General features: G+C 70.6%; 16 protein-coding genes and 1 pseudogene. 9 read left to right on the forward strand and 8 right to left on the reverse strand.

Annotated elements, in window-relative coordinates; translation table 11 throughout:
* Window positions 1–84: 84 nt before the first annotated feature.
* From H5J30_RS04745 to H5J30_RS04760, 4 genes are all read right to left on the reverse strand, one after another.
* A complete protein-coding gene (locus H5J30_RS04745) occupies window positions 85–444 on the reverse strand; it encodes a hypothetical protein (RefSeq protein ID WP_181785889.1) in 360 nt (119 codons plus the stop codon).
* A gap of 5 nt (window positions 445–449) precedes the next feature.
* The gene (locus H5J30_RS04750) at window positions 450–1,385 is read right to left on the reverse strand and encodes a DUF6772 family protein (protein ID WP_181785890.1); all 936 of its coding nucleotides are present in this window, start codon (window positions 1,383–1,385) and stop codon (window positions 450–452) included.
* Complete coding sequence (locus tag H5J30_RS04755) at window positions 1,382–2,467, reverse strand: exonuclease/endonuclease/phosphatase family protein (RefSeq protein ID WP_181785891.1); 1,086 nt, start codon at window positions 2,465–2,467, stop codon at window positions 1,382–1,384. The genes H5J30_RS04750 and H5J30_RS04755 overlap by 4 nt, the downstream gene beginning before the upstream one ends.
* Window positions 2,468–2,701: 234 nt before the next feature.
* A complete protein-coding gene (locus H5J30_RS04760) occupies window positions 2,702–3,637 on the reverse strand; it encodes a threonine ammonia-lyase (RefSeq protein ID WP_181785892.1) in 936 nt (311 codons plus the stop codon).
* Window positions 3,638–3,661: 24 nt separating this feature from the next.
* On the opposite strand from H5J30_RS04760, the gene H5J30_RS04765 reads away from it, so the two are divergent.
* The 5 genes from H5J30_RS04765 (at window position 3,662) to katG (ending at window position 10,079) form a co-directional block, all read left to right on the forward strand.
* Window positions 3,662–4,192 (forward strand): peptide deformylase, encoded by a 531-nt coding sequence (locus H5J30_RS04765; protein WP_181785893.1) that lies wholly within the window; start codon window positions 3,662–3,664, stop codon window positions 4,190–4,192.
* On the forward strand, window positions 4,189–4,875 hold the full coding sequence (locus H5J30_RS04770) for a GntR family transcriptional regulator (RefSeq protein ID WP_181785894.1): 687 nt from the start codon (window positions 4,189–4,191) through the stop codon (window positions 4,873–4,875). The genes H5J30_RS04765 and H5J30_RS04770 overlap by 4 nt, the downstream gene beginning before the upstream one ends.
* Window positions 4,876–5,013: 138 nt before the next feature.
* A complete protein-coding gene (locus tag H5J30_RS04775) occupies window positions 5,014–6,294 on the forward strand; it encodes a family 43 glycosylhydrolase (protein ID WP_181785895.1) in 1,281 nt (426 codons plus the stop codon).
* Between the two features lie 111 nt (window positions 6,295–6,405).
* Window positions 6,406–7,491 (forward strand): magnesium and cobalt transport protein CorA, encoded by a 1,086-nt coding sequence (locus H5J30_RS04780; RefSeq protein WP_181785896.1) that lies wholly within the window; start codon window positions 6,406–6,408, stop codon window positions 7,489–7,491.
* Window positions 7,492–7,847: 356 nt separating this feature from the next.
* Window positions 7,848–10,079 carry a catalase/peroxidase HPI gene (gene katG, locus H5J30_RS04785; RefSeq protein ID WP_181785897.1) on the forward strand — a complete coding sequence of 744 codons (2,232 nt, stop codon included), beginning with the start codon at window positions 7,848–7,850 and terminating at the stop codon, window positions 10,077–10,079.
* Between the two features lie 79 nt (window positions 10,080–10,158).
* Here the strand turns inward: katG and H5J30_RS04790 are convergent, their stop codons facing one another.
* Window positions 10,159–10,905 (reverse strand): SDR family NAD(P)-dependent oxidoreductase, encoded by a 747-nt coding sequence (locus tag H5J30_RS04790; protein WP_181785898.1) that lies wholly within the window; start codon window positions 10,903–10,905, stop codon window positions 10,159–10,161.
* A gap of 103 nt (window positions 10,906–11,008) precedes the next feature.
* On the opposite strand from H5J30_RS04790, the gene H5J30_RS04795 reads away from it, so the two are divergent.
* The 4 genes from H5J30_RS04795 to H5J30_RS04810 all read left to right on the forward strand — a co-directional run bounded on the left by H5J30_RS04795 (window position 11,009) and on the right by H5J30_RS04810 (window position 14,841).
* Window positions 11,009–11,608: a TetR/AcrR family transcriptional regulator gene (locus H5J30_RS04795; protein ID WP_181785899.1), complete on the forward strand. Its 600-nt coding sequence runs from the start codon at window positions 11,009–11,011 to the stop codon at window positions 11,606–11,608.
* Between the two features lie 224 nt (window positions 11,609–11,832).
* Window positions 11,833–12,666, forward strand: coding sequence for a methyltransferase domain-containing protein (locus H5J30_RS04800; protein ID WP_181785904.1), 834 nt, complete (start codon window positions 11,833–11,835; stop codon window positions 12,664–12,666).
* A gap of 19 nt (window positions 12,667–12,685) precedes the next feature.
* Complete coding sequence (locus H5J30_RS04805) at window positions 12,686–13,819, forward strand: tryptophan dimethylallyltransferase family protein (RefSeq protein WP_181785900.1); 1,134 nt, start codon at window positions 12,686–12,688, stop codon at window positions 13,817–13,819.
* A gap of 32 nt (window positions 13,820–13,851) precedes the next feature.
* Window positions 13,852–14,841 carry a phytoene/squalene synthase family protein gene (locus H5J30_RS04810; protein WP_181785901.1) on the forward strand — a complete coding sequence of 330 codons (990 nt, stop codon included), beginning with the start codon at window positions 13,852–13,854 and terminating at the stop codon, window positions 14,839–14,841.
* Between the two features lie 32 nt (window positions 14,842–14,873).
* On the opposite strand, the gene H5J30_RS04815 is transcribed toward H5J30_RS04810, so the two are convergent.
* The 3 genes and pseudogenes from H5J30_RS04815 to H5J30_RS04825 form a co-directional block, all read right to left on the reverse strand.
* Entirely contained in the window at window positions 14,874–15,332 is a 459-nt protein-coding gene (locus tag H5J30_RS04815; protein WP_181785902.1) for a GtrA domain-containing protein, read from the reverse strand.
* 223 nt (window positions 15,333–15,555) lie between these two features.
* Complete coding sequence (locus tag H5J30_RS04820) at window positions 15,556–16,128, reverse strand: dihydrofolate reductase family protein (RefSeq protein ID WP_181785903.1); 573 nt, start codon at window positions 16,126–16,128, stop codon at window positions 15,556–15,558.
* A gap of 117 nt (window positions 16,129–16,245) precedes the next feature.
* Window positions 16,246–16,521: pseudogene (locus H5J30_RS04825) on the reverse strand (baeRF3 domain-containing protein); the annotation flags it as partial.

Below are 16,521 nucleotides of genomic sequence, written 5' to 3' on the forward strand. Positions count from 1 at the left end.
GCCGGCCATGGCGAGGAAGTCCCGCCGCCGCGGGCTCCCCCGGCCGTCTGCTCTGCTCGTCCCGGTCATCTCACCACCTCCGGTTCAGGACTTGAGTGCCAGGTAGATCAGGACTTTCACGGATGCCGCGTCGGACTGCTCACCGACGACGGTGCCGCGCAGCCGCAGCCAGCCGCCGAACCCCTCCGCGGGCCAGCTGTGCACCGGGCCCTCGGCGGGGTCGACGGACTGCTCCGTACCGGCGTCGAGGTCGCACCAGTGCAGGCCGTCCGGCGATATCTGGGTGCGGACGAGCATCCGCGGGGCGTGGCCCGCGGAGTCGAGGACGCGCACGAACCAGCGGGCCTCGCGGGCCCAGGCGGCCTCGTACGGCTCGGTGGTGAACTCGCCCGTCAGGGTCGCGTTGCGCTCGATGACGGCGGTGAAGGACTGTCGCATGGTCATGGCACTCACCAGTCCACCGAGATCAGCACGGAGTCGAGGTACAGGAAGTTCCGCACGTCGGTGTGGGTGCGGACGGAGACGTAGAAGTTGAGCAGGTTCTGCAGCGACCCGTACTCCTCGTCGTACGGCGGGACGGGCACGTCCCGCATGTCGTGGACGACGTCGTTGACCTGGAGTTCGACGTTGCTGCGGGTGCTGGTGTCGATGACCCAGCGCAGGTAGTGCCAGTTGACCTTGGTCGGGACCTCGTTGAAGCAGAGTTCCTGCCGCTCGCCGAACTGCTGCCAGTCGGCGGGGTCGGGGGCGGTGAAGTCCGCGGTCCTGGGGAGCTTGACCTTGCCCTCGAAGTGCTCGCGGGGGGTCGGCTCGGGGACCGTGGGGTACATCCAGCGGTGCTGCACGGTGTGGTCGAGATCGGTGTTCTGGTACCGCACCACGTTGTGGTAGCGCACGCCGTCGCAGATGTCGGTCGCGACGGTGAGGGCCCCGAACTGCTGCTCCGACGGGTGGTTGTTGGCGTCCCACCTGCCGCCGCCGGCGGCACCTGCGGCGCCGTTGTCCGCCGAGGCGGCCTCCGCCTTGTACGCGAAGTACGTCTCGAACTGCACCCGGCCGCGGCCGGACATCGTCAGCCGCCGGATCGCCACGCCGGTGTGGCCCGTGACCGGCCGGGTGGCGACCTTCAGGGCGTACGTGCCGGACATGGCCCCGTGCGTGCCGACGTCGAAGAAGTTGCACGAGCTGAGCTGCGGCGGCCGGAAGTCCGACATGTGCGCGTCGACGGTGTCGAGGTCACCGTGCTGGTCGTGGTTGCCGATCAGCTCGATCCAGCCGTGCGTCCCGGTGTTGAAGTCGTCGTGGGCGAGGACGCGGCGCAGCGGGTTGAACTTCGCCAGCTTCGGGTCGAGCAGGCGCGGATCGGGGTGTGGTGCGGTCGTCACCGGTTTCCTTTCATGAGGCGGACGGTGGCGTAGGAGAGGTTGTGGTCGGAGCGCAGCAGTTCGGCCTGCGGTCCTTCGGTCTCGGTGGTCTGCGGGATCTGCACCCACTCGCTGACCTCCGTCCCCTTGCCGACGAAGAGGTGGTCGATCTTCTCGCCGAGGGGCAGCGGGATCTTGCCGCCGTTGAACGAGGCGTACTCGTCGCCGGTGCGGCGCTCGGCGATGTCGTGGGAGCTGACGTAGCCGAGGTCGCCGAAGGCGTCGATGGCGCTGGCGCCCTCGGCGTCGTTGCCGGAGTTCATGTCGCCGGCGAAGACGACGGGCAGGTTGCGGGTGTGCCTGTTGCGGAGGGTCAGCTCCTCGGCGGTGCGCCTGGCGTCGGCGTAGCGGACCTCGTCCCAGTTCTTGGTCCAGCCGTTGGGGTCGGTGGCGCCGTTCTTGCGGTACTCCAGGTGCATGTCGACGACGACGAAGCGGGCGCCGGACTTCTTCTCGCGCAGCACGTTCCAGGTCATGGTCTTGCCGTAGATCTCGGTGGAGTCCGGCAGCCAGAGCAGGTCGTGGGGCAGTTCGCGGCCCCGCTTGTCGAGGTGGGAGTAGCGCTCGGCGTCGTAGTACGTGAAGCGGCCGGCGCCGGACTTGAGGGGGTAGCCCTTCTCCGGGTGCCGGGTCCCGGCGTAGTCGGCGGGCGCCTCGGCGTAGCCGTGCTCCTTGAGCGCGGCGGTCAGCGGCACGCGGAAGGACTCGACGTCGACGCCGGTCTGCGTGGGCGTCGCGTTGTTGCCGATCTCCTGCGTGGCGACGACGCCGAGCCCGGCCTCGTCGATGTCCTGCGCGACGTCCGCGGCCCGCCCCTCGGCCCAGGGCCGCAGCTTGGTGGCGCAGTCGCGCCCGATGACGCGCTCGCACTCCTCCTTGGTGGGCAGGCAGCCGTGCCCGCACACGTTGTACGTCCCCACCCGGACCTCCACGGTCCGCGCGGACGCGGCGTGTGGCGCCTCGTGGCCCTGCCCCTGGCCGGCGGCCACGGCACCGGGTCCGCCAAGCAGCGCGAGGGCTATCGCGACGCCGGGGACAACCACGGGGGATATTGCACGCAATCTTGGACGCATCTCGGCTCCAGCCTCGACATGAACGTTAACGTGATCGTTGCGACTGGGACACTACGCATGCCGTGGCCGGAAGTAAACGGTCCGGACGCGACTACTTCGCCGGAGGGCTGCGGCAGGACGGCGGCAAGGCCGCGCCCCCGGCCTCGGATTGCGGAGGCGCGGGGGCGCGGGACGGGAGGTGTGCCGGGAGGCGCGTGCGGCCGGCTACCGCAGTTCGGCGAGGAGTTCGGGGGAGAAGTTGCTGCCGGTCACGACGGTGGCCAGGGTGCCGGACGGAAAGCGGTGGTGGAGGGCGGCGGCGACGCCGAGGGCGCCGGACGGTTCGAGGATCAGGCCCACCGTGTCCCGTACCGCCCGCAGCGCCTCGCGGAGCTGGTCGTCGTCGACCAGCACGACGTCGTCGACCAGCCCGCGCATCCGCTCCACCGCGGCGGGCACGGGCACCCGGACGGCGACACCGTCGGCGATGGTCCGGGCCTCGGGCGTGCTGAACGGGGCGTTCCGGCGCCAGCTTTCGGCCATCGAGGGCGCGCCGGCGGCGCACACCCCCACGATGCGGGTCCTCGGCGCGCGGGCCTTGGTCCAGCAGGCCACGCCGCCGATCAGGGCCCCGTTGCCCAGAGGTACGAGGAGGGTGTCGGCCAGCGGCGCGAGTTCCACGGCGATGGTGCCGGCGCCCTCGGAGATGCGCGGCTCGTGCCCGTCCTCGACGAAGAGGCGGTCCTGGGCGCCGTCCGCGTAGACCCGGGCGGCGTCCTTCGCGGCGTCGAAGTCGTCGCCGTCCAGGACCACTTCGGCGCCGAGTTCGCGCATCCGGGCGACCTTGACGGGGTTCGCGGCGCGGGCGCAGAACACCGTGACGGGGATGCCGCGCGCGCGGCCCGCGTAGGCGACGGCCTGGCCGAAGTTGCCGGCCGAGGCGCAGACGACCTGCTGCCCGGCGGCCAGGTCGTGCATGAAGTAGTCGGCGCCTCGGCCCTTGAAGGAGCGGATCGGGTTGAGCGTCTCCAGCTTGAGCGCCAGGTCCCGGCCCACCCGGCGGGCCAGGGCGGCGTCCTCGACGTACGGGCTGTCGCGGAAGACGGGATCGATGAGGCCGGCCGCCTCTTCGATGTGCTGCACCTGCAGTGGCTTCACCATCTGCGTATCGTATACGATGCACAGATGGCCGTACGATCGACTCTCCAACTCGGCGACCCCGCACTGCGCGCGCCCGCAGCCGAGGTCCCGGAGCCCGGATCAGCACAGACCGCGCAGACCGCCGCCGACCTCGCGGACACCCTCGCCGACTGGGTCGCGCGCACCGGGTACGGCCGCGGCATCGCCGCGCCGCAGATCGGCGTGCCCCACCGGATCGTCCACCTCCACCTGGACAACACCCCCTGGACGCTGGTCAATCCGCGCATCGTGGGACGCTCCGAGGAGACCTGGGAGCCGTGGGACGCCTGCCTCAGCTTCTCCGTGCAGTTCTTCTGCAGGGTCCGCAGGGCGACATGGGTGGAGGTGGTCTACCAGTCCGCGGACGGCGAGCGGCACGACCTGCGCGCGGACGGCGACCTCGGCGAACTGCTCCAGCACGAAATCGACCACCTGGACGGCATCATGGCCGTCGACCGGATGACCGCGACGACCACCCTGTGCATGCGCTCGGAGTTCGAGCGCCGCCACCGCGACGAAAGTCCTTACCACACATGACCTCCCACCCCGCCGGCGCCCGCGAGCCCATCGCCCGGGCCGAACCGCTCCGCGAAGCCGTCTACCTCCGCGTCGTCGACCTCATCTCCGCCGGCGAGTACGCCCCGGGCGACCCCCTCACCGAGGCCGGCCTCAGCCGCACCCTCCAGGTCTCCCGCACCCCGGTGCGCGAAGCGCTCCTGCGCCTCCAGGCGGAGGGCGTCCTGCAGTCCGCACTCGCCCGCGGCTTCACCGTCCGCCCCCTCGTCCGCCGCGACGCCGCCGAGCTGTACCCCGTCCTGGCGGCCCTCGAAGGGCTCGCCACCCGCACGATCACCTCGCTCGACGCCGCCACCACGCGGCACCTTGGCACCACCCTCGACGAACTCGCCCAGTGCGCCGACCCGGTACGCCGCTGGCAACTCGACACCGAGTGGCACACGGCGATCGCCGCGGCCTCCGAGAACCGCCACCTGCTGGGGATGCTCACCCAGCTGCGCACGAACCTGTCCCGCTACGAACTCACCTACATGCGCGAGGTCAAGCACCGCGCGGAGGTCGACCACGAGCACCGGAAGGTCCTGGCGGCGCTCGCCGAAGGCGACTTCGGCCAGGCGGCGGACCTGCTGGAGGCCCACTGGCACGACGGCATGCGGACGATCCTCGACTGGCTCGACGGGCACGAGGAGCCGCCCGCGCCCTGACCGGGAGAAACCGGGGCTTTCCGGGTGGTACGGACCGCAGGGTCCGGATTAAATACCCGGCTCATTGACGTGATTCGGCGTGCGTTCGCATGGTGCTCGGTGGCACACCTCATCCGACGGCGAAGGCGAGCGCGACCGATGAGCACCGGTACCGGGTACGGGCGGCACGTCGACCGGCGGGCCCTGCTGCTGGGCGGCGCGGGCGCCGGGCGGACCCCCGCGAACTGGCCGGACCCCGAGCCGTACGGGCTGGCCGACACCCGCGCCGATCTGTGGCCGCGCGACGACAACTCCTTCGTGCTGCCGCTGGAGTTGCGGCCCCGCGACGAGGAGCTGGGCCGGGTGTGGATGCGCGACACCTACGTCAACTGCTTCGACGTCGACGGGCGTCCCCTGTACGTCGCCACCGGCACGACCCGGGTCCCCGGGCTGGAGACCGCGAGCCCGTGGAACGACGGGATCTTCGTGTGGACGGCCCGCTCCCTGCGCGGCCCCTGGCGGCTGGCGGACACGACCGGCATCCGGCCGGACGCGGAGAAGGGCAAGGTGTGGTCGCCGGAGTTCGCCGGCGAGAACCGGCCCGGACGTACCGTCGTCGCGCCCTGGCAGGAGCACTGGCACGACGACATGTTCGGCAAGCGCGCCAACGCCTGGGCGCCGGAGGTGCACTACTTCCGCGGGCGCTGGTACATCGTGGCGTGCATGGGCGACCACTCGCGTCTGGTCGGCTCGTTCATGCTGGTGAGCGAGGGCGGACCGGAGGGCCCGTACCGGCTGGTGGAAGGGAATCTCGACAAGCCGTTCGGGGACCCGGTCAAGGGCGGCCCGTCGTTCATCGAGCCCGGCGCGTACCACCACATCGATGGGAGTCTGTACAGCGAGGGCGGCGACGCCTGGCTGGTGCTGCACAACGACCTGTACGCGAAGTTCCGCGACGACATGGAGGACATCGTCCCCACGACGGACCTCCCGCGCTTCGAGCAGCAGCGCTACTCCCCCGAGCCGTACCTCGAAGGCGCCTACGTCTTCCGGCACCGCGGCACGTACTTCCTCCTCCACGCCGCCTGGAACCGCGCCTCCCTCGACCCGTACGGCAGCACACGCCACGCCTACGAACCGGGCGGCACCGGCCGCGTCCAATACCAGTACGACGCCGTGGTGGCCGTCGCCGACCGCTTCGAAGGCCCGTACTCCAAGCGCTGGACCGCCGGCGTCGGCGCCGGGCACAACAACTTCTTCGCCGACGCGAGCGGCCAACTGTGGGCCACGTTCTTCCGCAACCCCAACTTCGGCCACTGGGCCGACCCCGCCCGCACCGCCGACGCCGCCGTCCCCGGCGTCGTACGCCTCGAATGGACCGGCCCACACGACGGGCGCATCTACGTACAGCGCCGCCGGGGGCGTACGGCCGGGGACTGACCGCGCTCCCCCGCTCCCCTCCCGGCCCCCGGTGATCGCCGCGGGGCGCCCGGGGCGCGGCGGACCGGTGGCAGACTGGCCACCGGTCCGCCGAAGGAGCCCGCAGTGTCGATGATCAAAAGCCTCCGCCACGCGGTGCGCAGGGCACCCCGGCGCACCGTGGACCTGAGCCACCACGCCCGCTCGCCGCTCGGCAGCGCGGTGGTGAACTGCGTGTCGTACCTGGACGGCGAGCGCCTCCAGCAGGGCAACTGCCCGGCCGCCGAGGCGCTGCGGCAGGTGCAAAGGCGCGGGCAGGGCTTCGTGTGGATCGGGCTGCACGAGCCGCGGCAGGAGGAGTTCGCCGGGCTCGCGGACCTGTTCGGGCTGCATCCGCTGGCGGTCGAGGACGCGGTGCACGCGCACCAGCGGCCCAAGGTCGAGCAGTACGACGACACGCTGTTCGCCGTCTTCAAGACCGTGCGCTACGTCGAGCACGCGGAGCTGACCGCGACCAGCGAGGTGGTCGACACCGGCGAGCTGATGGTCTTCGCCGGATCCGACTTCGTGATCACCGTCCGGCACGGGCCGCACGGCTCGCTGGGCCCGCTGCGCGAGTCGCTGGAGGCGTCGCCGGAGCAGCTCGCCCAGGGGCCGGCGGCGGTGCTGCACGCGATAGCCGACCACGTCGTCGACGACTACCTCGCGGTGACCGACGCGGTGCAGCGCGACATCGACGACGTGGAGTCCGCCGTCTTCAGCGAGCACGCCCGCGGCGGCGACGCGGGCCGGATCTACCAGCTCAAGCGCGAGCTGCTGGAGCTGCGCCGGGCCGTCGCCCCGCTGGACCGGCCGCTCCAGCGCCTGGCCACCAGCCCCATGCCGCACATCGCGCCGGGGATCCGGGCCTACTTCCGGGACGTGGCCGACCACCTGCAGCGGATCACCGACCAGATCACGTCGTACGACATGCTGCTGGACTCCATACTCCAGGCGCACCTGGCGCAGGTGACCGTGGCGCAGAACGAGGACATGCGAAAGATCACGGCGTGGGCGGCGATCATCGCCATCCCGACCATGGTGTGCGGGGTGTACGGGATGAACTTCGACCACATGCCGGGGCTGGACTCGGTCTACGGGTATCCGGCGACGCTGCTGGTCATCGCGGTGGCGTGCTACGTGGTACACCGGGGCTTCCGCCGCAACGGCTGGCTCTGAGCCCGCCGTACCACACCGCGGGGACATCTGTCCGAATCCGGCGGGTGCCCGCTACTCCGATCCGATACGAAGTTGGCGCCCTTCTTGACTTAGAATCTGTCCACCGTAGGATCGGAGTCGGCGACAGCCACAGGAAACAGGAAGACCACGTACGGCAGGAGACGAAGACTCCGACATGCGCGTACGCCGCCGTTTCGAACCGCACGGCTGCCCGGAGCCCGGTTCGAGGGTTGCGTCCAGGCGTAAACCGGCCACACCGCACGGTTTGCCCATGCCTGCCCCGGCACTTCCGTACTTCCTCCGCCCCGCGGCCCCCGAGCACCGCACCCTCAACCGCATGGTCCGGAAGGATTTTCATGGCCGACAAGCCTGAAGCACACGTCACCGACACCGACCCGGAGGGCGCGGCAGGCTGCCCCGTCGCACACGGCCGCGCCGCGCACCCGACCCAGGGCGGCAGCAACCGCCAGTGGTGGCCCGAGCGCCTCAACGTGAAGATCCTCGCCAAGAACCAGCCCGCCTCGAACCCCCTCGGCGCGGACTTCGACTACGCCGAGGCGTTCCGCAGCCTGGACCTGGCCGCGGTCAAGCGGGACATCGCCGAGGTCCTGACGACCTCGCAGGACTGGTGGCCGGCCGACTTCGGCAACTACGGCCCGCTGATCATCCGGATGGCGTGGCACAGCGCCGGTACGTACCGCATCCACGACGGCCGCGGCGGCGCCGGCGCCGGCCAGCAGCGCTTCGCGCCGCTGAACAGCTGGCCGGACAACGGCAACCTCGACAAGGCCCGCCGGCTGCTGTGGCCCGTCAAGCAGAAGTACGGCCAGCACCTCTCCTGGGCCGACCTGCTGATCCTCTCCGGCAACGTCGCGCTGGAGACCATGGGCTTCGAGACCTTCGGCTTCGCCGGCGGCCGCGCGGACGTCTGGGAGGCCGAGGAGGACGTCTACTGGGGCCCCGAGACCGAGTGGCTCGGCGACAACCGCTACAGCGGCGACCGCGAGCTGGAGAACCCGCTCGGCGCCGTGCAGATGGGCCTCATCTACGTCAACCCCGAGGGCCCCAACGGCAACCCCGACCCGATCGCCGCGGCCCGCGACATCCGCGAGACCTTCCGCCGGATGGCGATGAACGACGAGGAGACCGTCGCGCTCATCGCCGGCGGCCACACCTTCGGCAAGACCCACGGCAACGGTCCCGCCGACGCCGTCGGCGCCGCCCCCGAGGGCGCCCCGATCGAGGCCATGGGTCTGGGCTGGGCCAGCACCCACGGCTCCGGCAAGGGCGGCGACGCGATCACCAGCGGCCTTGAGGGCATCTGGACCGACACCCCCACCACCTGGGACAACAGCTTCTTCGAGATCCTCTTCGGCTACGAGTGGGAGCTGTTCAAGAGCCCCGCGGGCGCCCACCAGTGGCGGCCGAAGGACGGCGCCGGCGCGGACACCGTGCCCGACGCCCACGACCCGTCGAGGCGGCACGCCCCGACGATGCTGACGACGGACCTGTCGCTGCGCGCCGACCCGTCGTACGAGCAGATCTCGCGGCGCTTCAAGGACAACCCGGCGGAGTTCGCGGACGCCTTCGCCCGCGCCTGGTTCAAGCTCACCCACCGCGACATGGGCCCGAAGGTGCGCTACCTCGGCCCGGAGGTGCCGGCCGAGAACCTGATCTGGCAGGACCCGGTGCCCAGGGCCGAGCACGCGCTCGTCGACGCGGCGGACGTCGCGGAGCTGAAGACCCGGCTGCTGGAGTCCGGCCTGTCGGTCTCCGAGCTGGTCGCCACGGCGTGGGCGTCGGCGTCGACGTACCGCGACAGCGACAAGCGCGGCGGCGCCAACGGCGCCCGCATCCGGCTGCAGCCGCAGAAGGGCTGGGACGTCAACGAGCCCGACCGCCTGGCGCGCGTGCTGCGCACCCTGGAGGGCGTGCAGGAGGAGTTCAACTCGGCGGCCACCGGCGGCAAGCGGATCTCGCTGGCCGACGTGATCGTCCTCGCCGGCGTCGCGGGCGTGGAGAAGGCGGCCAAGGACGGCGGCATCGAGGTCCAGGTCCCGTTCACCCCGGGCCGTACGGACGCCACCGAGGAGCAGACGGACACCGAGTCCTTCGCCGCGCTGGAGCCGACCGCGGACGGCTTCCGCAACTACCTGGCCAAGGACCAGCGCCTCCCGGCCGAGTACCTCCTCCTCGACCGCGCCAACCTCCTCGGCCTCACCGCCCCGGAGATGACGGTCCTGGTCGGCGGCCTGCGCGTGCTGGGGGCCAACCACCAGCAGTCCGCCCACGGCGCCTTCACCGAGGCCCCGGGCACGCTGACGAACGACTTCTTCGTCAACCTGCTCGACCTGGACACCACGTGGACGTCGGTCGACGGCGAGGGCCAGGTCTTCGAGGGCCGCGCGGCGGCCACCGACGAGGTGAAGTGGACGGGCACCCGCGCGGACCTGGTCTTCGGCTCGAACTCGGAGCTGCGCGCGGTGGCGGAGGTGTACGCGAGCGACGACGCGAAGGAGAAGTTCGTGCACGACTTCGTCGCGGCGTGGGACAAGGTCATGACGGCGGACCGCTTCGACCTGAAGTGACCCGAGCCTGACCCGCCCGGGCCGGCGCCCCCCGGTTCACGGGGGCGCCGGCCCGACGGCTTTCCGCCGCGCGGCCGCGCTACGCACCGTATCCGCCGTCGATCCGCAGCACCGCGCCGGTGACGTACGAAGCCTGCGGGCCGGCAAGGAAGGCGACGCCGGCGGCGATCTCCTCCGGTCTGCCGTGCCGCCCCATCGCCGTTGTCGGAAGGAACATGGGGGCGGCCGGGCCGTCGGCGGGGTTCATCTCGGTGTCGACGAACCCGGGCTGGATGACGTTGACCGTGATGCCCCGGTGGGCCAGGTCGCGGGCTGCGCCCCGGCTGTAGCCCTCAAGGGCCGACTTGGCGCCCGCGTAGTCGGTCATCCCGGGAAAACCCACCCGCGTTCCCACGCCCGAGCTGATACTGATGATCCGGCCGCCGTCGGGCAGCATCGGGAACGCCACCCGGATCGCGGCCACCACACTGGTGTAGTTGATGGCGAGCTGGCGGTCGAAGGCGGCCTCGTCGGCGAGCTCGCTGTCGATCGGGGCGGCGACGGTGGCACCCGCGTTGTTGACCAGGATGTCCAGCTTTCCCCAGTGCTCCACCACGCGCCGGATCAGGCCCGCCGCCTGCGCCGCGTCCGACTGGTCCGCCCGGAAGGCCGCCGCGCGCACCCCCTTGGCCTCCAGGTCGGTGACCACGGCCCTGGCCCGGTCCGCCGAGGACGAGTAGCTGATCGCGACGTCGGCTCCCTCGTCGGCCAGCGCCAGCGCCGACGCCGCCCCGATTCCCCGCGACCCGCCGGTCACGATCGCCACCTTGCCGTCCAGCTTTCCCATGTGCTCCCACTTCCCTGGTGCAACGCGCCACGAAGTTCTTGACTGCTCGGTCCACCATAAGCATATGGTGGACCGAGCAGTCAAGAATCGGTATCCTGCACGCATGGCACGTCCGCGATCGTTCGACGAGAAGCAGGTGCTGAACGCCGTCCGCGATCAGTTCTGGGACGCCGGTTACGCCGCGACCTCGCTGGAAGACCTGATGCGGGTCAGCGGCCTGGGCAAAGGCAGCCTGTACGCAGCGTTCGGCGACAAGCGTCAGCTCTTCCTCCGGGCGCTGCGCAGCTACACCGACGACAGCCACGGCCGGCTTCGGGAAGCCCTCGCCGAGGCTCCGCGGGCCCTGGACGCCCTGCGCATGCTCCTTGAGGCACCGATCGACGACCCGACCGGCGCCGGCACGCGACGCGGCTGCCTGATGGCCAACAGCACCTGCGAACTCGGCAACGCCGATCCGGAAGTCCTCGACCACGCCCACCGCACCTACGAGACGTCCACCGCGCTGATCGGCGACTGCGTCGCCCGCGCCCAACGCGAGGGCGACCTGCCGGCCGGAGTGGATCCGATCGCACTGGCGCGGGCCCTCCTGGCCGCGCAGCAAGGGCTCGTGTTCATGAGCCGGACCGGGCTGGACACGGCCACGCTCACCGCCACGGCGCGGTCACTCGCGGCCCGACTCCTGCCGGACCGCTCCGGCGACTGAGCCGACAGGCGCCAAAACTGCCCGCCGGGCGGCCCGCGGTGGCGGCCAAACCCCTCGATGGAGTGGTCCGGAGGCGAGAGCGCACCGCGTCGTGCACCCGTCGTGCGCCCCAGGTGGACCAGGAAACCTCGTGACTCCACTGCCATGTGTCACGCGTGAGGTCCGAGTGCATACCTAGGGGTGATGAGTTCAGCGATTTTCCATCCCGCACGAGGGAGAGCCGGATGACCCAGTGTTCCGACCCCGGGGAAGAATCCGCTGAAGAATTCTTCGACACGCTCACGGGCATTCTCGCCGAGGCGTACGGCAGCCATCTGCATTTCGGGTACTGGGAAGCCTCCGCGGACGGGTCACTGGCCGCGGCCACCGAACGCATGACGGAGCAGGTGATCAAGCGCACCCGGGTGGGCGCCGGGCAGCGGGTGCTCGACATCGGCTGTGGTACCGGTGCGCCCGCCCTGCGCCTTGCCCGGGTCCGCGGCGTGGAGGTCGTCGGCATCTCGGTGAGCCGGGGCGAAGTCGACCGCGCCAACGAGCGCAGCCGGCGTGAGGAGTTGGCGCACCGAGTGCGCTTCGAGTGTGCGGATGCCATGTCGCTGCCGTACGCCGACGGATCCTTCGACGCGGTGTGGGCGATCGAGTCGATGAGCCACATGCCGGACCGCGGAAAGGTGTTCGGTGAGATCGGCCGTGTGCTTGCTCCCGGAGGCCGGCTGGTGCTCGCGGACGGATACCGGCGCGGCGCCGGACCGGAGGCAAGCAGTGCTCTGATGGACACCATGTGCGCGGCGTTCCGTATGCACTCCCCTCCCACGCCGGCGGGATATACGGAACTCCTCGCCGCGGCCGGACTCCGGACCCTCGAAACCCTCGACCTGTCCGATCACGCCTGGCGCTCGATCGGCTACCTGACCGGGACCCTGCGGGCGCGCTCTCCGGAATTCGCCCACGTTCTGGGGCAGGCGTCCTTCACGCGGCTCATGGAGTGCCTGGGCGAAGCCGATGCCGCAGAGGTCTTCGGGTATGCGCTGCTCACCGCAGAACGCAGTTCCGACTGAGACCGGAGGTGACATCCGCATGGATGCCAGGAGTTCACGGGTTCCCGAGGCCCGGCCGCACCCCGACACCACATTCACCGAGTACACGATCCCCACGCTGAAGCGGCTCCTAGCGTGTACGGGGCTCGACGCCGAGTCGGGAGCTTCGACGGTGCGTACGATGCTCGCGTCGTGGGGCGATCAGCCCATCGGGACGGAACCGGTCTGGGGATCATTCATCACCACCGATACGTCACCGGTGGAGTTCTCCGCCGCGTTCGGTCGCACCGGCACCGAAGTGCGGGTCTGCGTCGAAGCGCAGCCGCCTCGCCCCACCACGGCCGACGCGCAAGCCACCGCGTCCCGCCTCACCCGCCGCCTCGTGGAGCACGCCGGCATCTCCACCCGCAGACTCGATGCGATCCGGGATCTGTTCCTCCCCGGGCAGGACGCCCAGGGGTGGGCCATGGCACACGCGGTGGGCCTCTCCGAGAAGTCGGCCCCGAACTTCAAGGTCTACCTCAACGCGAACGCTTCACCTGCGATGACTGCGGATGAACGCGTGCGGGTCGCGCTGGAAAGGCTGGGCTTCGGCCAGGCTTGGGAGCCCCTTCGGGCCTTCGCCGACCGCGGCAGCGACCTCGACCCCGTCGTGTACATCAGCCTGGACCTCTCGGACCAACCCGACGCGCGGGTCAAGGTCTACTTCCTGCACCGCGACATCACCCCTGCGCACTGGGACAGCAAGCTGGCGGTCCTGCCCGCACACCGGCCGGGCTCGGTGGAGGAATTCGCCACCGGACTCACCCAGTACACCGGGCCGCAGCCGGTGATCACCAACTTCACCTTCACGGCGCAGGGAGGGCAGCGGCCCGAATCGGCCACCGCATATGTTCCGCTATGGCACTACGTCGCCAGCGACCAGGTCGCCTGCGACCGGGTCAGGCACGCGCTCACGACCAACGGAATCCCCGACAAGGACTACCGGTCACTGCTCTCGCGCGTGGCTCGAAAGCCCCTCGACGAGAGCTGGGGAATCCACAGCTTCGCCTCGATACGCCTGGGCCACAGCGGATCGCCGATCACGGTCTACCTCTCACCCATGTTCTACGGCAAGAGCCGAATCACCCGGCGAGAGATCACCGAACTGTTCCCGAACCTCGACGAGACCTGAAATCCGGCCGGAATACGCAGCAGGGAGAACACGTGCGGACTCGTGAACTGGTAGCTGCCGGGGTGCACACCGGGGCACTCGTCGAAGCCTACACTTGCTGCGGACAGTATCTGTCCAGGAGCAATTCTGCGGCCTATCCGGCGGCGCGGGCGCTGCTGTACCCGTCAATTCGCCCGTACTACGACGCCATTCTCGCCTTCTGCGGGTACGCCGACGAACTCCTGGACGATCAGACGACACCGGTCCGCGAGCGGGAAGTCGCCTACGACGCATGGACGTCGGCGTTCTTCGACGGCTCCTACGAGTCGGACCCGGCGGGTGCGCTCCCTCCCGGCGGGCCACAGGGGCGCCTGATCTCCCGGGCGTTCCGGCACGTCGTCGACACCTACGGCATCGATCTCGACACCGTTCGCGAATTCCTCCACACGATGCGCGGGGACCTCCATGTCACGTCCTACGCCACCTACGCCGACCTGAACAGGTACATGAGCGGAATCAGCGGCGTGCATGCCGGGTGGATGAACGCGCTCCTGGAGACACGCCACGACGACGCCCAGCGCATCGCGTCCTCGCTCGGATACGGCGTGTACCTCCTGGACTTCCTCGCCGATCTCCGCGAGGACCTCGAACTGGGACGCGTCTACATCCCGGCGGAGGACCTCGACATGTTCGGGCTGGACCGCGCCGCATTCGAGCAGATCGTCTCACGCGGTGTCATGACGCCGCCTTTTCGCGAGCTGATCCACTTCGAAACGGTCCGGGCGGGGCAGTACTTCGATACCGCCGACACGTGGTGGCGTCACGTCCACCCCTCTTCCCGCGAGCTGCCCCGCCAGTACCTGGCGCTCGCACGCCTCAGCCTGCGGCAGTTGGTCCGCTCCGACTACGACGTCTTCCGCAGCCGCCCCCGCGGCCGGCTTCTCGGCGCAACCCGCGCCCGCACCAGTACCGGGGTTTCCTACCTGCGGGCGCGCAGGGACCACCGCAGGCACGCCCGCGGCTCGGCGGCTGCCGGTACGTAGCGGCCGGCGGCCGACCCGCGTGCGTCCGCGCGCTACGCGGCGATCGCCACCGAGGTCTTCGCCAGGGCCGGGGTGCGGGGGGTGCGGTGGGGGGCGGCGAAGACGATCGCGCGGAGGACCGCGAAGCGGCCTACGCCCGCGAGGGCCGAGGCGGAGAGGTAGACGGCCTGTTCCGTGACGACCGAGGGGTCCGACTGCGCGGCGTGCAGCGCCAGCAGCGCGGCGGTGGTGAAGGCGTAGCACACGGCGACCGTCAGCGCCGACTGGAGGTGTACGCGCCAGCCGCCGCGCTCGCTGCGGAACGACACCCGGCCGTGCAGCTCGGTGGCGAGCAGCGTCGAGACCACGGTGATCAGCGCGTTGGCCACCATCATCGGCATGGCCCCGTCGAGCAGCACGAGCGCGCCGCTGGAGGCCAGGCCGACGCCGCCACCGCAGACCACGAACCGGGCGAACGCCGCGACGGCCGGGCGGCTGGGGAGCTGAATCACGGGGTCCTCCGAGGTCGGTACGCCACCGCCGTTGCGCCGGCACCCTCGAAGTTACGGATCACGCGGCACCCGCACGATCCGGGATCCCCCCGGCCTTGGTAGGGGTTACCCCCCCTCCGGCCCTTAGGGCTGGTCTCACCCCCTGGTACCACCCGGGCCGCCCGCGTCCCCTGACGTCCACGGGCCCTTCGCCGCCGCGCGCGGCGGCCGGGGCCCCGCGGACTCAGTGGATGACGTCGAAGACGTTCTTCTGGAGGCCGTTGGCGTAGACCTCGTGGTCGACGAGCTTCAGCTTCTGGGTGTCCTTCGACGTGTCGCTGTACAGCCGCTTGCCCGCGCCCAGCAGCAGGGGGAAGACCAGCAGGTGGTAGCGGTCGATGAGGCCGGCGTCGGCGAGGCTGTGGTTGAGGGTGGCGCTGCCGTGGACGATGATCGGGCCGCCCTCCGTCTCCTTCAGGGCGGCGACGTCGTCGAGGGAGCGCAGGATGGTGATCTCGTTCCAGTCGGTGACGAGGTCCTCCTCGGCGAGCGTGGTGGAGACGACGTACTTCGGCAGGACCTTGTATCTGGCGAACTCCTCCATCCCCGGCCACACCGGGCTGAACGCCTCGTAGCTGACCCGGCCCATCATCAGTGCGCCGGCCTCCTCCTGCTCCCGGCCCTTGAGTTCGTACGCCTCGGGGAGGAACTCGACCTCCTTGAAGGTCCAGCCGGAGTTGCGGTAGCCGGGCTCGCCGCCGGGGGCTTCCACGACGCCGTCGAGGGACACAAAGGCCGTGCTGATCAGGGTACGCATGGGTTGATGACTCCTGGTCCGTGGTGGCTCGGGCGGGGTCGGCCCCCGCGCCGCTTGCGGTCATCCTTTACGACGGCACTGACAGCCGGAAGTCATCGCTCGCCGCGCGGAAATCGTTCAGTAGCGCAGCACCGCAGAGATGCGGCCGTGGTCCGCGAGGGCGTCGTCGGGGACGAACGTGACGTCCGCGCCGGTGTCGAGCGCCTTCTCGACGATCTCGTCCACGATGTCGTGGCGGGCCTGCGGATCGTCGTCCTCGGCGGGGACCAGGTGGTCGTCCGCCGCGGAGCGGACGGTGATGCGGTAGTTCTCCTCGACGACCAGGCGGTGGACGCGGCCGTCGGAGACCTTGGCCCACACCTCGTCCACGCCGCCCGCGAAGGCGCGGCGGCC

The sequence above is a fragment of the Streptomyces phytophilus genome, assembly GCF_013870535.1.
Classification (GTDB): Bacteria; Actinomycetota; Actinomycetes; order Streptomycetales; family Streptomycetaceae; genus Streptomyces; species Streptomyces phytophilus.